This is a genomic window from Curtobacterium sp. MCBD17_023, assembly GCF_003224415.1.
In the GTDB taxonomy this organism is placed as follows: domain Bacteria; phylum Actinomycetota; class Actinomycetes; order Actinomycetales; family Microbacteriaceae; genus Curtobacterium.
This window is the reverse complement of the sequence record NZ_QKLJ01000009.1, coordinates 69559-84955: the sequence shown is the minus strand read 5'-3', so window position 1 is coordinate 84955 and position 15397 is coordinate 69559. Positions and strand designations below refer to the sequence as shown.

The 15397-nt window shown below is 72.2% G+C and carries 16 protein-coding genes; 9 read left to right on the top strand and 7 right to left on the bottom strand.

Translation table 11 applies throughout. From position 1 onward, the window contains the following. The first annotated feature begins 4 nt into the window (after positions 1-4). Positions 5-1249: a HupE/UreJ family protein gene (locus tag DEI84_RS11355; protein WP_110890908.1), complete on the top strand. Its 1245-nt coding sequence runs from the start codon at positions 5-7 to the stop codon at positions 1247-1249. A gap of 115 nt (positions 1250-1364) precedes the next feature. Beyond that, positions 1365-3491: an Ig-like domain repeat protein gene (locus DEI84_RS11350; RefSeq protein WP_110890907.1), complete on the top strand. Its 2127-nt coding sequence runs from the start codon at positions 1365-1367 to the stop codon at positions 3489-3491. A 97-nt stretch (positions 3492-3588) separates the two neighbouring features. Here DEI84_RS11350 and DEI84_RS11345 read toward each other — a convergent pair whose 3' ends face one another. From DEI84_RS11345 to DEI84_RS11335, 3 genes are all read right to left on the bottom strand, one after another. Beyond that, positions 3589-4446 carry a family 16 glycosylhydrolase gene (locus DEI84_RS11345; protein ID WP_110890906.1) on the bottom strand — a complete coding sequence of 286 codons (858 nt, stop codon included), beginning with the start codon at positions 4444-4446 and terminating at the stop codon, positions 3589-3591. Positions 4447-4631: 185 nt separating this feature from the next. Beyond that, positions 4632-6173 (bottom strand): MFS transporter, encoded by a 1542-nt coding sequence (locus DEI84_RS11340; RefSeq protein ID WP_110890905.1) that lies wholly within the window; start codon positions 6171-6173, stop codon positions 4632-4634. Between the two features lie 292 nt (positions 6174-6465). Next, positions 6466-6753, bottom strand: a complete 288-nt coding sequence (locus DEI84_RS11335) for a helix-turn-helix domain-containing protein (protein WP_110890904.1) — start codon at positions 6751-6753, stop codon at positions 6466-6468. A gap of 49 nt (positions 6754-6802) precedes the next feature. Between DEI84_RS11335 and map the strand changes: the two genes are divergently transcribed. From map to DEI84_RS11305, 6 genes are all read left to right on the top strand, one after another. Continuing rightward, complete coding sequence (gene map / locus DEI84_RS11330; RefSeq protein WP_110890903.1) at positions 6803-7588, top strand: type I methionyl aminopeptidase; 786 nt, start codon at positions 6803-6805, stop codon at positions 7586-7588. A gap of 114 nt (positions 7589-7702) precedes the next feature. Then, positions 7703-8434 carry a hypothetical protein gene (locus DEI84_RS11325; protein WP_110890902.1) on the top strand — a complete coding sequence of 244 codons (732 nt, stop codon included), beginning with the start codon at positions 7703-7705 and terminating at the stop codon, positions 8432-8434. A 90-nt stretch (positions 8435-8524) separates the two neighbouring features. Further along, complete coding sequence (locus DEI84_RS11320) at positions 8525-9298, top strand: LamB/YcsF family protein (RefSeq protein WP_110890901.1); 774 nt, start codon at positions 8525-8527, stop codon at positions 9296-9298. Next, the gene (locus DEI84_RS11315; RefSeq protein WP_110890900.1) at positions 9295-9927 is read left to right on the top strand and encodes an allophanate hydrolase subunit 1; all 633 of its coding nucleotides are present in this window, start codon (positions 9295-9297) and stop codon (positions 9925-9927) included. Before DEI84_RS11320 ends, DEI84_RS11315 begins: the two co-directional genes overlap by 4 nt. Next, positions 9924-10865, top strand: a complete 942-nt coding sequence (locus tag DEI84_RS11310) for a biotin-dependent carboxyltransferase family protein (RefSeq protein ID WP_110890899.1) — start codon at positions 9924-9926, stop codon at positions 10863-10865. Before DEI84_RS11315 ends, DEI84_RS11310 begins: the two co-directional genes overlap by 4 nt. Positions 10866-10956: 91 nt before the next feature. Next, positions 10957-11262 carry a putative quinol monooxygenase gene (locus tag DEI84_RS11305; protein ID WP_110825884.1) on the top strand — a complete coding sequence of 102 codons (306 nt, stop codon included), beginning with the start codon at positions 10957-10959 and terminating at the stop codon, positions 11260-11262. A 22-nt stretch (positions 11263-11284) separates the two neighbouring features. On the opposite strand, the gene DEI84_RS11300 is transcribed toward DEI84_RS11305, so the two are convergent. Genes DEI84_RS11300 through DEI84_RS11290 form a run of 3 tightly spaced genes read right to left on the bottom strand, consistent with a single transcriptional unit; the run spans position 11285 to position 14137 of the window. Beyond that, positions 11285-12364 carry a DUF2891 domain-containing protein gene (locus DEI84_RS11300; RefSeq protein WP_258371765.1) on the bottom strand — a complete coding sequence of 360 codons (1080 nt, stop codon included), beginning with the start codon at positions 12362-12364 and terminating at the stop codon, positions 11285-11287. After that, positions 12351-13421, bottom strand: a complete 1071-nt coding sequence (locus DEI84_RS11295) for a DUF979 domain-containing protein (RefSeq protein WP_110825883.1) — start codon at positions 13419-13421, stop codon at positions 12351-12353. The genes DEI84_RS11300 and DEI84_RS11295 overlap by 14 nt, the downstream gene beginning before the upstream one ends. Further along, positions 13418-14137, bottom strand: a complete 720-nt coding sequence (locus DEI84_RS11290) for a DUF969 domain-containing protein (RefSeq protein WP_258371764.1) — start codon at positions 14135-14137, stop codon at positions 13418-13420. Before DEI84_RS11290 ends, DEI84_RS11295 begins: the two co-directional genes overlap by 4 nt. 72 nt (positions 14138-14209) lie before the next feature. Here DEI84_RS11290 and DEI84_RS11285 point away from each other — a divergent pair, with 72 nt between their 5' ends. Continuing rightward, the gene (locus DEI84_RS11285; RefSeq protein ID WP_110890898.1) at positions 14210-14851 is read left to right on the top strand and encodes a GntR family transcriptional regulator; all 642 of its coding nucleotides are present in this window, start codon (positions 14210-14212) and stop codon (positions 14849-14851) included. Positions 14852-14965: 114 nt separating this feature from the next. Here the strand turns inward: DEI84_RS11285 and DEI84_RS11280 are convergent, their stop codons facing one another. After that, a complete protein-coding gene (locus DEI84_RS11280) occupies positions 14966-15325 on the bottom strand; it encodes a hypothetical protein (RefSeq protein WP_110890897.1) in 360 nt (119 codons plus the stop codon). Positions 15326-15397 lie beyond the last annotated feature (72 nt).

Below are 15397 nucleotides of genomic sequence, written 5' to 3'. Positions count from 1 at the left end.
AGATGTGTATAAGAGACAGCTCCTCCCCCCGCCCGTCACGCGGATCGTCGCAGCCCTCGTGCTGTTCGGCACGGTCGTCCTGAGCCTGCTCGGCGGAGCGTCGGCTGCGAGCGCGCACGGCTTCAGCTCCGTCGTCTACGCGGACGTCAGCGGTGACGGTGCCGACACGGTCCGCGCCGAGCTCGGGCTCGAGTACGACCTCATGCTCGTGTCCGTCGGCACGAGCGAGGACGACGACGCGCTCTTCCGCCAGGGTCAGGCGGCCTGGGACGACGGGGACGACCCGGGGATGGTGCGAGCCGCCGAGGCGCACCTCGACTCGATCGGTCGGTACGTGTTCGACCGTTTCGGGGTGACGACCGGGGGGAAGGCGTGCACCGGCACGCTCGACGACTCGGTACGTGTCGAGATGCGCGACGAGGTGCCGTACGCCATGCTCACGGCGGACTTCGCGTGCCCGGAGCCCGGACACACCGCGTCCGGCCACGTGGTGCGATCGGAGCTGTTCCCGGACAGCGAGACGTTCGTGCAGGACACCAAGACGATCGTCACCTACGACGTCGACGACCAGGAGGGCACCGCGACGCTCGACGCCGACGAGCCGTCGTTCTCGACCGAGCAGTCCGCGGGCGCACGGTTCTGGGAGTTCTTCACCCTCGGCGCCGAGCACCTGCTGACCGGGATCGACCACATCCTGTTCCTCATCGCGCTCATCGCCGGGTCCCGACGGCTGCGCGAGGTCGTCTACACGGCGTCGGCGTTCACCATCGCGCACTCGATCACGTTCATCCTCGCCGCGCTCGGCGTCGTGAGTCCGCCGTCGATCGTCGTCGAACCGCTCATCGCGCTGTCGATCGCGGCGGTCGCCGGGTGGTACCTCTGGCGGCTGCTCCAGCGCCGGTCCCGCGCCGACGAACTGGTCGTGGCCGACCACGGCCGGTTCGCCCTGGACCGGTCCGGATGGTCACGTCTCGCCGTGGTCTTCGCGTTCGGACTCATCCACGGACTCGGGTTCGCCGGTGCCCTCGGCATCAAGGAGGCGTTCTCGTGGCAGCTGCTCGTGTCGCTCCTCATCTTCAACGTCGGCATCGAGGCGGTCCAGCTCGCGATCATCGTCATCGTCTTCCCGCCGCTGTCGCTCCTGCGACGCAAGGCACACATCGCGTCGCTGTGGGTCACCGGGGCGGTGACGGCCGGTGTCTTCGTGATGGGGATGATCTGGTTCGTCCAACGGCTCGTCGAGGGTTGATCTCCTACCGCTTCGGCGCTGTGAGACGGATGGTCACACAGCGTTTACTCACCATCCACCAGGGCGATGCAGAGTCTCTCTGCTGCACCATCCCTTCCCTCGAGAACGGACCCACATGAGTCTCCTGTCCGGCGCCCCTTCCCGGCGCAGAACCACCACCCTCCGCTTCGGCGGGGCCGTCATCGGCGCCGCCCTCATCGCGGGCGCCTGCCTCGTCGGCTCCAACCCGGCGACCGCGGCCACGAACACCCCGACGAGCAACATCTCGACCGGCCCGCTCCACATCCTGCTCGGCGTCGGTGCCACCGAGAGCCAGCGCATCGCCTCGTGGTACTTCCCCGCGAACGTCGCCCAGTCGCTCGAGATCCAGAAGACCGACAGCATGACCGGCGGTGTCTTCACCGACGCGAAGAAGACGATCGACGCGTCGGAGGCCGCCAACACGGCAGCCGACACGAGCACGACCGACCGGTCGACCCGCTCGATCCCGGGCATCACCGCCGAGGCCGGCTACATCAACGCCCACGCGACGATCTCGGACCTCGAGCCGAACACCACGTACACCTACCACGTCGGTGCCGCGGACGGGTCGGCCTGGTCCGCCCCGTACACGTTCACGACGAAGAGCTTCAGCGGCGACTTCGACTTCCTGTTCTTCGGCGACCCGCAGATCGGTTCGTCGGGCTTCACCGACGAGGACGGCGCCGGCTGGGCCGACACGTTGAAGTACGCGACCACGAAGGAGAAGGACGCCGAGCTCCTCGTCTCCGGTGGCGACCAGGTCGAGAACGCGAACAACGAGTACCAGTGGGGTGCGTTCGCCGACAGCAGCGACGTCCTCAAGCGCTACCCGTGGGCCTCGACCATCGGCAACCACGACGTCGGCGGCAAGGCGTACGAGCAGCACAACCAGCTGCCGAACTCCCTCCGCGTGCCGGACTTCTACCCGGGCGGCAACACCACCGCGAACTCGGGTGGCGACTACTGGTACATGTACAAGGGCGTCCTGTTCATCGACATCAACTCGAACGCCTACGCCGCCGGTTCCGACGCGGCGCACGTGAACTACGTCCGCGACGTCATCTCGCGTCACGGCGACGACGCGAAGTGGACCGCGCTCGTCTACCACCACTCGATCTACTCGCCGGCCGACCACGCGAACGACCGTGACAACCAGCAGCGCCGCTTCGACTTCACCCGCGCCTTCTCGGACATGGGTGTCGACGTCGTCCTGCAGGGCCACGACCACTCCTACTCGCGCAGCTACGCGATCAAGAACGGCAAGAAGGCCAACCCGGACGAGCAGCCGGGTGCCGAGGACGTCTTCGCCGGACCCGGTGGCGTCATCTACCTCACCGCCAACTCCGCGTCGGGGTCGAAGTACTACGACCTGACCACCCCGGACGCCACGCAGGGCTACGGCGCCGACCCGCTCGACCCGACCGGTCAGCGTCACTTCGCCAACTCGGTGGAGAACCAGGAGCACGTCCGGACCTACGTCAAGGTGTCGGTCACGGACGACAACCTCGCCGTCACGAACGTCCGTGCGGGCGACTGCACCACGCTCAACTCGGCCGTCCAGCACGGGAACGTCGACAGCTGCGGCGTGACCCTCAAGCCGACGGCCTCGGCCGACCCGGCGCCGATCGGCTCCACCGTCGACGACTTCACCCTGCACGCAGAGCTGCCGGCGACCACCACCACGGTCACCACCTCCGCGGCGAAGCAGGCCTACCGCACGGCGAAGCCCGTCGTCGTCACCGCCACCATCGGCGGCGGCATCGGCGACCAGCAGGGCACGGTGACCTTCTCGGACGGCACAACGGTCATCGGCACCGCGCCGGTCACGGGCGACACGGCGTCGATCACGCTGTCGAACACGCTGGCCGTCGGGGCGCACCCGATCACGGCGTCGTTCACCAGCAGCTCGGCGTTCGCCGGCACCAGCTCGTCGACCACGGCACCCACGACCGTCACCGTCGAGAAGGCCGCGTCGACCACGTCGCTCCGGTACTCCGGCGGCAGGGCGACCGTCACGGTGACCGCCCCGGGTGTCGTCTCGGTCAAGGGCACGGCGACCATCTACGACGGTTCGGTGAAGCTCACCACCGTCTCGATCGGCAACGGCACCGGCTCGAAGGACATCTCGCTCGCGAAGGGCACGCGCAGGCTGCACGCCGTCTTCACCAGCACCGCAACGGTCTCGGCCAGCACCAGCCCGACCATCTCGGTCAAGCGGTAACGACCGACGATGCACGACGAGAGGGCCCCGTGGTGACCACCACGGGGCCCTCTCCCCGTCGGTCAGCGGAGCGTGGACGGGCCGTCGGTTCGGGGACTCAGGCGTTCTGCCAGACCCGGATCCAGTCGACGAGCATCTGCTGCGGGAACGCGGTCATCGCGTCCGGCGCACCCGGCCACCCGCCGCCGACCGCGACGTTGAGGACCACGAAGAACGGCTTGTCGAACACCCACGGGTCCCCGTTCGTGTCCGCGGGCGTGATCGTCCGGTAGGTCGCACCGTCGACGGACCAGCTGATCGAGCCCGGTCGCCAGTCCACTGCGTAGACGTGGAAGGCGTCCGCGAAGGCACCGCTCGGCAGCGTCGCCGTCGTACCGATGCCCTCGGCCCCGGAGTACCCGGGTCCGTGCACGGTGCCGTGGATCGTCCCGGGCTCGCGTCCGATGTTCTCCATGACGTCGATCTCGCCGCACGCCGGCCACCCGACCTGCGGCAGGTCGGTTCCGAGCATCCAGAACGCGGGCCAGATGCCCTGCCCGCGCGGGATCTTGATGCGGGCCTCGACCCGGCCGTACTGCACGGAGTACGTGCCCTGCGTCGTCAGGCGGGCGGACGTGTACGAGCCGTCGGCCTCGCGCCGCGCGGTGATCGCGAGGTTGCCGTTGCCGTCGAGCGCCGAGTTCCGCCGCGAGTCGGTGTAGACCTCGAGTTCCCCGTTGCCCCAGCCGCCGCCACCCAGGTCGTGGCGCCAGATGCCCGGGTTCGGGGCGCTGCCGGCCGGTCCGTCGAACTCGTCGGCGGCGAGGAGCATCGGCGCCGTGGCCGCTCGGGCCGCCTCCGGCCGCAGTGTCGCGACGCCCGTCAGGCCGACCGCTGCGGCGGCGCCCAGGCCGAGCGTGAGCAGGCGGCGGCGGTCGATCGCGCCGTCGGCGCGGGACTGGTCGTCCTTCGTCATGGGTCCTCCGGCACGGTGTGCTGTCATCGGGCAGAGGAACAGTAGACGACACGTTCCGCCGGAACACCATGCCCCCGTCCGGGTCCCCCGCGCTGCGCGGCCAGACGGCGCGGTGACCGCAGGACGGACGGGAGGCCCGTGGCGGGTCGCGCCACGGGCCTCCCGGACGGCTCGGGGTGCGCCGATCAGGCGTGCCCGCCAGCGGCCTCGACCGTCTCCTCGAGCACCGCGGCCGGTGCGGACGTGCCACCGGACCGGACGAAGACGGCGGCGAGGACCGCCACGACGACCGCGACCACACCGGCGACGACGAAGGCGGTGTGCATGCCCCCGAGGAACGCATCGCGGGCGGCCGCCGACGCCGCCGGACCGAGCCCCGCGGGCACGATGCCCTGGGCGAGCCCCTGCCGGTCAGCGCTCGCGAGTCCGAGCCCGGCGGTGCCCGAGAGCACCCCGGCGCTGACCACGGCGGAGAGCACCGAGGTGCCGAGCGCACCGCCGAGCTGCAGCGCGGTGGCCTGGAACCCGCCGGCGACCCCGGCGAGCTGCACCGGGGCGCTGCCGACGACGGCCTCGGCACCGGCCGTCATCGTGAAGCCGGCCCCGAGGGCGAAGACGACGAACGGGACCGCCATCCCGACGTACGCGGAGTCCTGCGTGGTGCCGGTCAGGGCGAACAGCGCGACCCCGACCATGAGCAGGCCGATGGTGAGCGTCCTGCGGATGCCGAGCCGCCCCACGAGTGCCGCGCCGATCGGTGACGCGATGATCGAGACGCCGCTCAGCGGGAGCTGCATGAGCCCTGCCTGCAGACCGGTCACCCCGCGCAGGTTGAGCATGTACAGGGACAGGAAGAACGTCACGCCGAGCATCGCGAAGAAGTTCGCGCCGACGGCCAGGCCACCGATCGAGAGCGTCGACGACCGGAACAGCGACATCGGCAGCAGCGGGTCGGTCACGCGCAGCTCGACCAGCACGAAGACCACGAGCAGCGCGGCACCACCGAGCAGCACCCCGAGCGTGAGCGGGCTCCCCCACCCCCACGACTCGGACTGGACGACGGCCAGCACGATGCCGAACAGACCGAGCGCGAGCAGCACCACGCCGGGCACGTCGAAGCGTCCGCGGTGGGGAGCGGTGGACTCCCGCAGGACGAGCCCGCCGAACACCAGGCCGACGAGGGCGATCGGGGCGTTCACGAAGAAGACGGACTCCCAGCCGAGTGCGGCGACGAGCACGCCGGCGACGATCGGACCGGCCGCGATGGCCACCGAGGACGCACCGCCCCAGACACCGACGGCGACGCCGAACCGCTCCTTCGGGAAGGTCGCCCGCAGCAGCGCGAGGGTCTGCGGCATGAGCAGCGCGGCGCTGAGCCCCTGCACGGCACGGAAGACGATCACGCCCGTGGCGGTCCCCACGAGGCCGATCGCGACCGAGGCCAGCGCGAACGCGACGACCCCGATCAGGTACATGCGGCGGCGGCCGAACCGGTCCCCGAGCTTGCCGCCGAGGATGAGGAACACCGCCAGGGCGAGCAGGTAGGCGTTCGTGATCCACTGCAGCTGGGTGAAGGTGGTGCCGAGGTCGGCGGCGATCGCGGGGTTCGCGATCGACACGACGGTGGCGTCGAGGCCGACCATGAACAGGCCGAAGCAGACGGCGACGAGGGTGGCGATCGGGTTGCCGCGCAGGGTGCGGCGGGATCCGGGCATGGTTGTGCCCATGAGGGCTCCTTCGGACGACACGGACCGTGCTCCGGCGGTGGGACCGCACGACGAGAGGCACGAGGGGTGCGAACCGAAGGACGCGGGGTGGCACCGACAGGGAGCGGTACACGAGCCGACCGTCGTTCTCGCGTGACGGGCAGCCCCCTTGGTTCTGGCACGACGACGGTAGCAGACGAGCACCGCGCCGCACGAACGGCCGCACGCCGCTGTGCTCAGGGCTCAGGGCTCAGGGCTCAGGGCGCTGTGCTCAGGGCTCAGGGCTCAGGGCGCTGTGCTCAGGGCTCAGGGCTCAGGGCTGGGGTGCCGCTCCGACCGCGGAACGCTCGGCCTCGCGCTGCGCACACACCTCGGCCCACACGGCGTCGAGGGACAGGCGGAGCACGCCGGCGAGCGCCGCCACGGTCGGGAAGGACGGCGTCGCGATCCGTCCGGTCTCGACCTTCCGCAGCGTCTCCGGCGAGACACCGGCCTCGAGCGCGACCTCGAGCATCGACCGGGTGCCACGTGCGGACCGGAGCACGGCACCGAGGCGCCGCCCGCGTTCGAGGTCGACCGGGGAGAGCGGGAGACGGACCATGCACCTACAGTAATACCGGTATGACAATCGGAACAGAAACGGCACCCGCATGATCGAGATCCTCACCCCGGCCGAGCTCCCCCGGGCCCGCGCCGCCGGCGCCCTGGTGGCCGACATCCTGCAGACCCTGCGGAGCCGCACCACGGTCGGCACGAACCTGCTCGACCTCGACCGGTGGGCGGCCGAGATGATCACCGCCGCCGGGGCCACGTCGTGCTACGTCGACTACGCCCCGTCGTTCGGGCGCGGCCCCTTCGGTCACCACATCTGCACCGCCGTGAACGACGCCGTCCTGCACGGTCTGCCGCACGACCGCGCCCTGGCCGACGGGGACCTGCTGACGCTCGACCTCGCCGTCGTGCACCAGGGCTACGCGGCCGACTCCGCGATCAGCTTCGTCGTCGGGACGAGCCGTCCGGAGGAGAGCGTCGCGCTCATCGAGACCACCGAGCGGGCCCTGGCCGCCGGGATCGCGGCCGCCCGCCCGGGCGCACGGCTCGGGGACCTGTCACACGCGATCGGGTCCGTCCTCACCGAGGCCGGCTACCCGATCAACCTCGACTTCGGCGGGCACGGCATCGGCTCGACCATGCACCAGGACCCGCACGTGGCGAACGGCGGCCGGCCGGGCCGCGGGTACACGCTGCGTCCGGGCCTCCTCCTCGCCCTCGAGCCGTGGGTGATGGTCGACACCGACGAGCTCGTCACCGACGCCGACGGGTGGACGCTCCGCAGCGCGACCGGCTGCCGGACCGCCCACAGCGAGCACACCATCGCGATCACCGAGGACGGGGCCGAGGTCCTCACCCTGCCCTCCGGCCGGGTCGCCGGGTAGCCCGGTCGCCGGATGGCCCGGTCGCCGGACAGCTCGGTCGCCGGACAGCCCGGTCGCCGGATAACCTCGACGCGTCGGGCGGTCGAGGGGGCCGTCGACACGAGGGGGACACCGATGCGCACCACCACCATGCCCGTCGCCGCGGCCGCAGCCGTCCTGGCACTGACGCTGGCGGGCTGCTCCGGCGGCGGGGACGACACCACCGGCGGTGCGGGAGCCCGGACATCGGCGCCCGCCCCGAGCGCCCCGGTGACGAGCGCGGCGCCCACGCCGTCGGCGTCGTCGACGGGCGGTCGCGCGTCCGCCCACACCGAGGCCGAGCTGACCGGCGTGTTCCAGCGCATCCAGTTCAGGCCCGCCGAGTTCACCACGACGGACGCGATGCTCGACTCCGTCTACCCGGGCCTGACGGTCTCCGATGCCAGCTGCCTCGCCCCGTTCGGCGTCGGGTGGGACACCTCGGACGACGCCGGGACCGTGGTGTTCGGCACGAGCAACGACCGGTCGATGACCGCCGTCGTCGCCAGCACCGGGGAGACCGCTGCCGCGACGGACCTGGTCGAGGACGCTCGCAGTGCTCTGACCCGGTGCGCGGACGGCTCGGCGTTGTTCTCGATGCAGGGCAAGCCGATCGAGACCACCGTCGAGACGGCGGAGCCGTCCCTGACCGGTACCGACGAGGCGATCGGCTGGCGCGTGCGCGGCACCGTCGGCGGCAACGCGTTCACGCTCGTCGGCCACACCGCCAGGGTCGGCGGTGACGTCGTCGCGCTGGTGGGGTGGGACCCGACGTCGAACACGACGAACGTCCCGCTCGCGACGCAGATGTTCGTCGACGCGCTGTAGCCGGGTCGACGCATCGCCGCCGGGGATCCCGACGGTGACACGGCCGGCGGCGGGCGCTACATTGTTGAACAATCCCGACAGGAGGTCCGCGTGCCCACGATCGACCTGAACAGCGACCTCGGCGAGGGCTTCGGCGCCTGGACCGCGGGCGACGACGACGCGATGCTCGACGTGGTGTCCAGCGCGAACATCGCCTGCGGGGCCCACGCCGGCGACCCGACGATCATGCTCGACACGTGCCGGGCCGCAGCCGAGCGCGGGGTGGCCGTCGGGGCACACGTTGCGTACCGGGACCTGCTCGGCTTCGGCCGCCGCCCTGTCTCGGTCACCCCGGACGAGCTGTACGCCGAGGTCGTGCACCAGCTCGGCGCGCTCACCGCGGCCGCCCGGGTCGCCGGGACCGCCGTCACGTACGTCAAGCCGCACGGCGCGCTGTACAACACCGCCTGCGCCGACCCGGTGCAGGCCGAGACGGTCGTCCGCGCGGTCGCCGACGTCGACCCGTCCCTGTCGGTCCTCGCCCTCCCCGGCTCGGAGCTGGTGCTCGCCGCAGAACGCCACGGGCTCCGCGCGGTGCGCGAGGCCTTCGCCGACCGCGCCTACGAGCCGGACGGGTCGCTCGTGTCCCGCAGCCGCCCGGGGTCGGTGCTGCACGACCCGGACGAGGTCGCCGCCCGCGTGCTCCGCATGGTCACCGAGGGGGTCGCGATCGCGGTCGATGGCTCCGAGGTCCGCGTGGCGGCGGACTCCATCTGTGTGCACGGTGACTCCCCCGACGCCGTCGCGATGGCGCGGGCGATCCGGACGCTCCTGACGGAACAGGGCGTCGGCATCACGGCGTTCTCGACCGCCGCCGCGGCATGACGCCTGACGTCCGGGTCGCCGGGGCGACGGCGCTGCTGGCGACGTTCGACACCCTCACCGACGTCGTGGCGTTCCGCGCCGGCCTCACCGCGGCCGCGCTGCCCGGGGTCACCGAGGTGGTCTCCGGTGCGCGGACCCTCCTCCTCCGTTTCGACCCGACCGCCACCGACGCGGGACGACTCCGCGCGCTCCTGTCGGACGTCGAGCCGGTGCGCCCCTCGGACGACCGCGCAGACCGCGACCCGGTCGTGGTCCCGGTCACCTACGACGGCGCCGACCTCGACGCCGTCGGCGCGCTCACCGGCATGACCCGCGGGGAACTCGTCGCCTGGCACACCGGGCAGGTCTGGACGAGTGCCTTCTGCGGCTTCGCCCCCGGCTTCAGCTACCTGACCGGCACCGCACCGTCGCTCGACCTGCCCCGCCGCGACACCTCGCGCACCGCCGTCCCGAGCGGCGCCGTCGCCCTGGCCGGCGAGTTCAGCGCCGTCTACCCGCGGACCTCCCCCGGCGGCTGGCAGCTCATCGGCCGGACCGAGGTGCCGATGTGGTCGCTCGACCGCACCCCGCCGGCGCTCGCACCGGCCGGCGTCCGGTTGCGGTTCGTCGACGCGGCGGCACGGTCGTGAGTGCCCTGACCGTCGTGCAGGTCGGTTACGGCGTGACGACACAGGACCTCGGCCGTCCCGGACTGAGCGACATGGGGCTGGGTGCGGCCGGCCCCGCGGACCGGGGGTCGGCCGCACTGGCGAACAGGATGGTGGGCAACCGTCCGCACGCTGCCGTCCTGGAGGCCCTCCTCGGCTCCGTCGCGCTCCGCACCGACGCGCACGTGGTCGCCGCCGTCACCGGGGCACCGTGTCCGGTGTCGATCGAACGCGCGGACGGACGAGTGCGCGGTGCGGCCGCCTACGAGGTGCTCCTCCTCGAGCCCGGCGACACCCTGCGGGTCGGGCTGCCAAAGGACCGACTCCGCGCGTACGTCGCCGTCCGCGGAGGCATCGCGGTCGAGCCGGTGCTCGGCAGTCGGTCGTGGGACTCGCTCGCGCAGCTCGGTCCCGCACCGCTGTCGGCCGGGGACGTCCTGCCGGTCGGGCCCGCCGTGCGCGGTGCCACGGCGACCACGGACGGTAGGGCGACGGCCGGGGACGGGCTCGGCGTCGGCCCCTGGCCGGTGGTCGACGCGGTACCGCCGCCGCTCCTGCCCCGGCCCGGCGACCCCGTGGTGCTCGACGTCGTGCCCGGTCCCCGTGACGACTGGTTCACACCGGACTGGCGGGCCACCCTGACCGGCCAGGACTTCCACGTCACCCCGGACAGCGACCGGGTCGGGGTCCGCACCACCGCAGACGCCTCCCTCGTGCGTGCGGTCACCCGCGAGCTCCCCAGCGAGGGCGTCGAGACCGGCTCGCTGCAGGTCCCGCCGGCCGGCTTCCCCGTGCTGTTCCTCGCCGACCACCCGGTCACCGGCGGTTACCCGGTCGTGGCGGTCCTGACGCCGGAGTCCGTCGACCGTGCGGCGCAGCTCCGCCCCGGTGACACGCTGCGCTTCCGCATCGCCCGCTGACGCAGCGCACCCGGAACAACTCCCCGCCGGTCGTGGTTGCCGTCACGGGGCGCCGTCAGCGGACGGGGTCCGACGACGAAAGGTGCACACCATGACGATGACGGTCTTCCTCGAGGTCCAGATCCGGAACGACGTCGCAGCGGACACGGTCGAGGCCGCGATCCGGGAGACCCTCGCGCAGACCGCAGCCCGGCAGGGCAACGAGTCGCTCGAGGTCCTGGTCGACGACGAGGACCCGACGCGCATGGTCGTGCTGGAGCGCTGGGCCACCGCCGAGGACCACGACGCCTACGTCGCCTGGCGCGCCACCCCCGAGGGCGCGGCGGAGGCGCTCGGCGCAGTGCTCGCCGCCCCGCCGGTCACGAAGACCTTCGGTCAGACCATCCCGTTGCGCTGACACTCGTCGCGGTGCGGCAGGATCAGCGGGCTGCGTGCTCCCGGGCCTCCATGGCGTCCCACGCGAAGCTCGCCAACCAGTGCGTGGAGTAGTACTCCTCGCCGACGCTCGCGGCGAGCCCCGAGGCGAGCAGCCGGTCGGCCGCGCCGTCCAGCAGGGCCGTGAGGTCGGCGTCCTCGGCGTCGGCGGAGCGCAGGGCGTCGGCGATGCGCCGTGCCGATCCGGCCCGGGACAGGTCGAGGCCGAAGAGGTGCACCTGCTGCGGGTCGTTCTCGTCGCGGACGGTGGTCGGGGTCAGGATCGCGTCACCGGCGGAGACCTCGGAGAAGAACGCCCGCGCCCAGGTCTCGAACTCGGACGCCGGCAACACCGAACGCATGAGGTCTGCCTCGGCCAACCCGGCGGACAGGAAGTCGTGCCCGCTGCGCTCCCACGCGAACGGCCACCCGGCGTCGGCGCCGAACCACTCGCGGGCGGTGCGCTCGACCGTGGCGACGAGCTCGGTCCGGCCGAGCGACCGGGCACCCTCGAGCACGAGCAGCAGCCCGAACGCGGAGTTCGAGTGGACGCCGTGCCGGACCGGGTGCGCAGCGCCCTCGACCCAGCGGGTGACCAGGTCCTCGAGCACCTCGACCACGGGCGCGAAGCCCGGCGCGAGTGCGCGGACCGCCGGCACCTCGGAGGCGGCGACCTCGGCGGCGAGCCGCATCAGCCACGCCCAGCCGTAGGGCCGTTCGTAGTGCGGCGTGGCGCGGAGGTACGCGGCCTCGGTCGCGAGGTGGTCGGCGGAGAGGTGCGCCTGCAGGACGGAGGTGATCCGGGCCTCCAGGTCGGCGGGCACGCCGTACGCGACCAGACGCGTCGCGAGCCAGTGCATGTGCACGGACGAGTGCCAGTCGTACGACGTGGCGAAGGCGGGGTGCAGCTCGACGGGGAGCGCGCGGTCCTCCGGACCCGACGTCGTGTGGTGCGCGGCGTACGGGTACTCGCGCGTGGTGTTGTCGAGGGCGACGGCGGCGAAGCCGGCGGCCCAGGCGGCGCGGGTCAGGTCCGGTGCGGACGAGGACGACGGCGTACCGTCGGCGGGGTCAGAATGCGACAAGGTACATCACTCCCATGTTGACGACGAGCAGGATCCCGGCGGTCGGGAGCTGCGCCTTGATCGGCCCGTACTTGTCCCGCATCTCGAGCAGGGCGGCGGGCACGAGGTTGAAGTTGGCGGCCATCGGGGTGACCAGGGTCCCGCAGAAGCCGGCGAGCATGCCGATCGCGAAGATCGCGGCGGGGTTGCCGTCGAAGCCCTGCACCAGGACCGGCCAGCCGATCGCGGCGGTCATGATCGGGAACGCCGCGAAGGCGTTGCCCATGATGACGGTGAACAGGGCCATGCCGAGGCAGTAGACGACGACCGCGGCGAACAGGGACCCGTCCGGCAGGACCGCCTTGATGATCGTGCCGACCGCCGTGCCGACGCCGGCCTGGGTGAACACGATGCCGAGTGTCGAGAGCATCTGCGGCAGGAGCGCCGCCCAGCCGATCGCCTGCAGCAGCCGTGCGCCCTCGCGGACCGGGGTGTCGAGCCGCGGCGGACGGAGCACGAACACCGCGACGACCACGGCGAGCACCGAGCCGATGCCGAGCCCGGTCAGGGTGGCGCTCCCCTCGGCCAGGAGCGGCTCCCCTCCGATCCGGACGAGCGGGCCGAGGGTGGCGACGAGGACCGCCACGACCGGGATCACCAGCGCCGGGATGAAGAGCTTGTTCCCGTACCGCTGCGCGAACGCAGCGCGCTCGTCCGGGCTCGTCGTCGCGAGGACGCTCGTGCTCGAGCTCGGGCGGGTGGTGACGGCGGTCGGCTCGGCCGGGCCGGTCGCGGAGCCCACCCCGGCGCCGGGGACGCTCGCGACACGGGTGCGGCTCGTCGTGCCGGTGAAGCCGAGGCCGGCGAGCGCCACCATCACGAGGACGGCGATCCCGAGCACCCAGGCGGGGATCACCCCGGACACGACGAAGGTGCCGGCGAAGAACGACAGCCCGAGGATGCCCCAGAAGGCGGCGTTCCCGAGGCGCTTGGCGTGGGAGCGGTCCGTGACGATGAACACGGAGACGGCGATGAAGAACGCGCCGATGAGCCAGTAGAGCCATTCGCTGGTGATCATGCCGCGACCCCCTCGGTCTGGCGGACGTCGGCCGCCATCTTGTCGAGCTTCCGGTCGAGCAGGAGCAGGCGGATGCCGTGCACGATGAGCGCCGCGATGCCGGTGGGGATCGCCCACAGCGCCAGGTCGATCGGTTCGAGCGCGAGACCGTACGTGGTGTCGACGAAGGTCGTGATGAGCAGGATCGACCCGACCGCGACGAAGACGTCCTCGCCGAAGAACACCCCGACGGTGTCGGAGGACGCCGAGAAGCCCTTGATCTTCTCGCGCATCCGCTCGTCGATGCGGCCGTACTTCTTGGTCGCCGCACCCTCTGCCATCGGGTGCACGAGCGGGCGGACGGTCTGCGCCGGCCCGCCGATGCTCGTCAGGCCGACCGCGGCGGTGACCTGCCGGACCGCCAGGTACCCGGCGAGGATGCGGCCCGTCGTGAGCTTGTCGAGCTTCGCGATGAGCCGCTTCGCCTGGTCCTGGAGCCCGTAACGCTCGATGAGACCGATGACGGGCAGCACGAGCGCGAACGTCGTGACGCTCCGGCTCGACGCGAACCCGTTGCCGAACGCGGTGAGGATGCCGACGGGGTCGATCCCGCCGATGGCTGCCGTGACGATGCCCGCCACGGTGACCACGAGCAGCGCATTGATGCGCAACGCGAAGCCGATGATCACGACGGCGACGCCGATGAGGACGAACATGCGGGCCAGTCTGGCGTGCATTGTTGAACAATCTCAAGACCCGGCCGGATCTGTAACACGCCGGTCACACGAGTGCTCTGCGAGGATCGGGGCATGACACGGACGGTCAGCGGAGCAGAGTCCACCGCGGCACGGCTGCGGTCCTCGATCGCGGACGGCGCGTTCATGCCGGGCACGCAGCTGTCCGAGGAGCGCCTGAGCGACCAGTTCGGCGTCTCGCGGAACACCCTGCGCGAGGCGTTCCGGCTGCTCGCGCGCGACCGGCTCGTCGAGCACGTCTTCAACCGCGGGGTGTTCGTGCGTCGCCTGTCCGTGGCTGACGTCACGGACCTCTACGCGGCCCGGCGCGTCCTCGAGGAGGCGGGCATCCGCGCCTGCACCCCGGAGTCCCCAGCCCTGGCCGCGGCAGCGTCCGCGGTGTCCGACGCGCGGTCGGCGGCCGCCGCCGGTGACTGGCGCGCGGTCGGCACGGCGGACATCCGGTTCCACTCCGAGCTCGTGCGGGCCGTGCCGAGCGAGCGGCTGCACGTGCTCATGGACGCACTGCTCGCCGAGATGCGCCTGGCGTTCCTCACCACCGACGACCCGGCGGCGTTCCACGCGGACTTCGTCGACCGGAACGAGGCGATCGTCACGGCGCTGCGGGCCGGCGACCGGGACGGCGCGGCAGCGCTCCTGGCCGACTACCTCGACGACGCGGAGGCGACGCTGCGGTCCGCCGCCAGCGCGGGCTGACGGCCGGGAGGCACGCCCCCCTCGTGCGCGCGCCCGCGGTCGAGCAGGGCGCTGGCCACGGCCGGGTCCGGCACTTGACGCTGACGGTGTCCCGGCCACCGTCCGCGTGCCCGCTCAGGGCTTCGCCGCCTCCGCCGGGGCTCCGGGCTCGTCGTCGCCCGTCGTCAGGTCCGACCGCGTGTCGGCGTGGATGACGGTGTCGTGCCCGAACGTGCGGGCAGCGGCGCGCAGCCGTGCCACGAACTCGTCGTTCTCGAGCTCGAGCTCGTCCTCCTCCGCGTCGGCGACGACGACCTCGCTCGACGGGCCGATGAGGATCTTCGTCGTCGTCATGGTGCCGTCCTCGGCGACCGACGGCACCGCCACGGTGTCGGCCCGGTCGCCGCCGGAGAGCGCCGCGGCGTACTCGATCACGGCGTCGGCGACGTCGTCGCTCGTGAGGACCACGGTGTTGTCGTAGCGGATGGTCTTCATCGGGAGCCCCTTTCGCTAGACCATGAAAGCCCCCGCTCGCCGGGAACCCACCAGGTGGGCCGGACGGGCGCG

Excerpts from the sequence above, each read along its gene's own strand:
- DEI84_RS11350 (WP_110890907.1), top strand. The coding sequence starts at position 1,365 with ATGAGTCTCCTGTCCGGCGCCCCTTCCCGGCGCAGAACCACCACCCTC.
- DEI84_RS11345 (WP_110890906.1), bottom strand. The coding sequence starts at position 4,446 with ATGACGAAGGACGACCAGTCCCGCGCCGACGGCGCGATCGACCGCCGC.
- DEI84_RS11340 (WP_110890905.1), bottom strand. The coding sequence starts at position 6,173 with ATGGGCACAACCATGCCCGGATCCCGCCGCACCCTGCGCGGCAACCCG.
- DEI84_RS11335 (WP_110890904.1), bottom strand. The coding sequence starts at position 6,753 with ATGGTCCGTCTCCCGCTCTCCCCGGTCGACCTCGAACGCGGGCGGCGC.
- map (WP_110890903.1), top strand. The coding sequence starts at position 6,803 with ATGATCGAGATCCTCACCCCGGCCGAGCTCCCCCGGGCCCGCGCCGCC.
- DEI84_RS11325 (WP_110890902.1), top strand. The coding sequence starts at position 7,703 with ATGCGCACCACCACCATGCCCGTCGCCGCGGCCGCAGCCGTCCTGGCA.
- DEI84_RS11315 (WP_110890900.1), top strand. The coding sequence starts at position 9,295 with ATGACGCCTGACGTCCGGGTCGCCGGGGCGACGGCGCTGCTGGCGACG.
- DEI84_RS11305 (WP_110825884.1), top strand. The coding sequence starts at position 10,957 with ATGACGATGACGGTCTTCCTCGAGGTCCAGATCCGGAACGACGTCGCA.
- DEI84_RS11295 (WP_110825883.1), bottom strand. The coding sequence starts at position 13,421 with ATGATCACCAGCGAATGGCTCTACTGGCTCATCGGCGCGTTCTTCATC.
- DEI84_RS11290 (WP_258371764.1), bottom strand. The coding sequence starts at position 14,137 with ATGCACGCCAGACTGGCCCGCATGTTCGTCCTCATCGGCGTCGCCGTC.
- DEI84_RS11285 (WP_110890898.1), top strand. The coding sequence starts at position 14,210 with ATGACACGGACGGTCAGCGGAGCAGAGTCCACCGCGGCACGGCTGCGG.
- DEI84_RS11280 (WP_110890897.1), bottom strand. The coding sequence starts at position 15,325 with ATGAAGACCATCCGCTACGACAACACCGTGGTCCTCACGAGCGACGAC.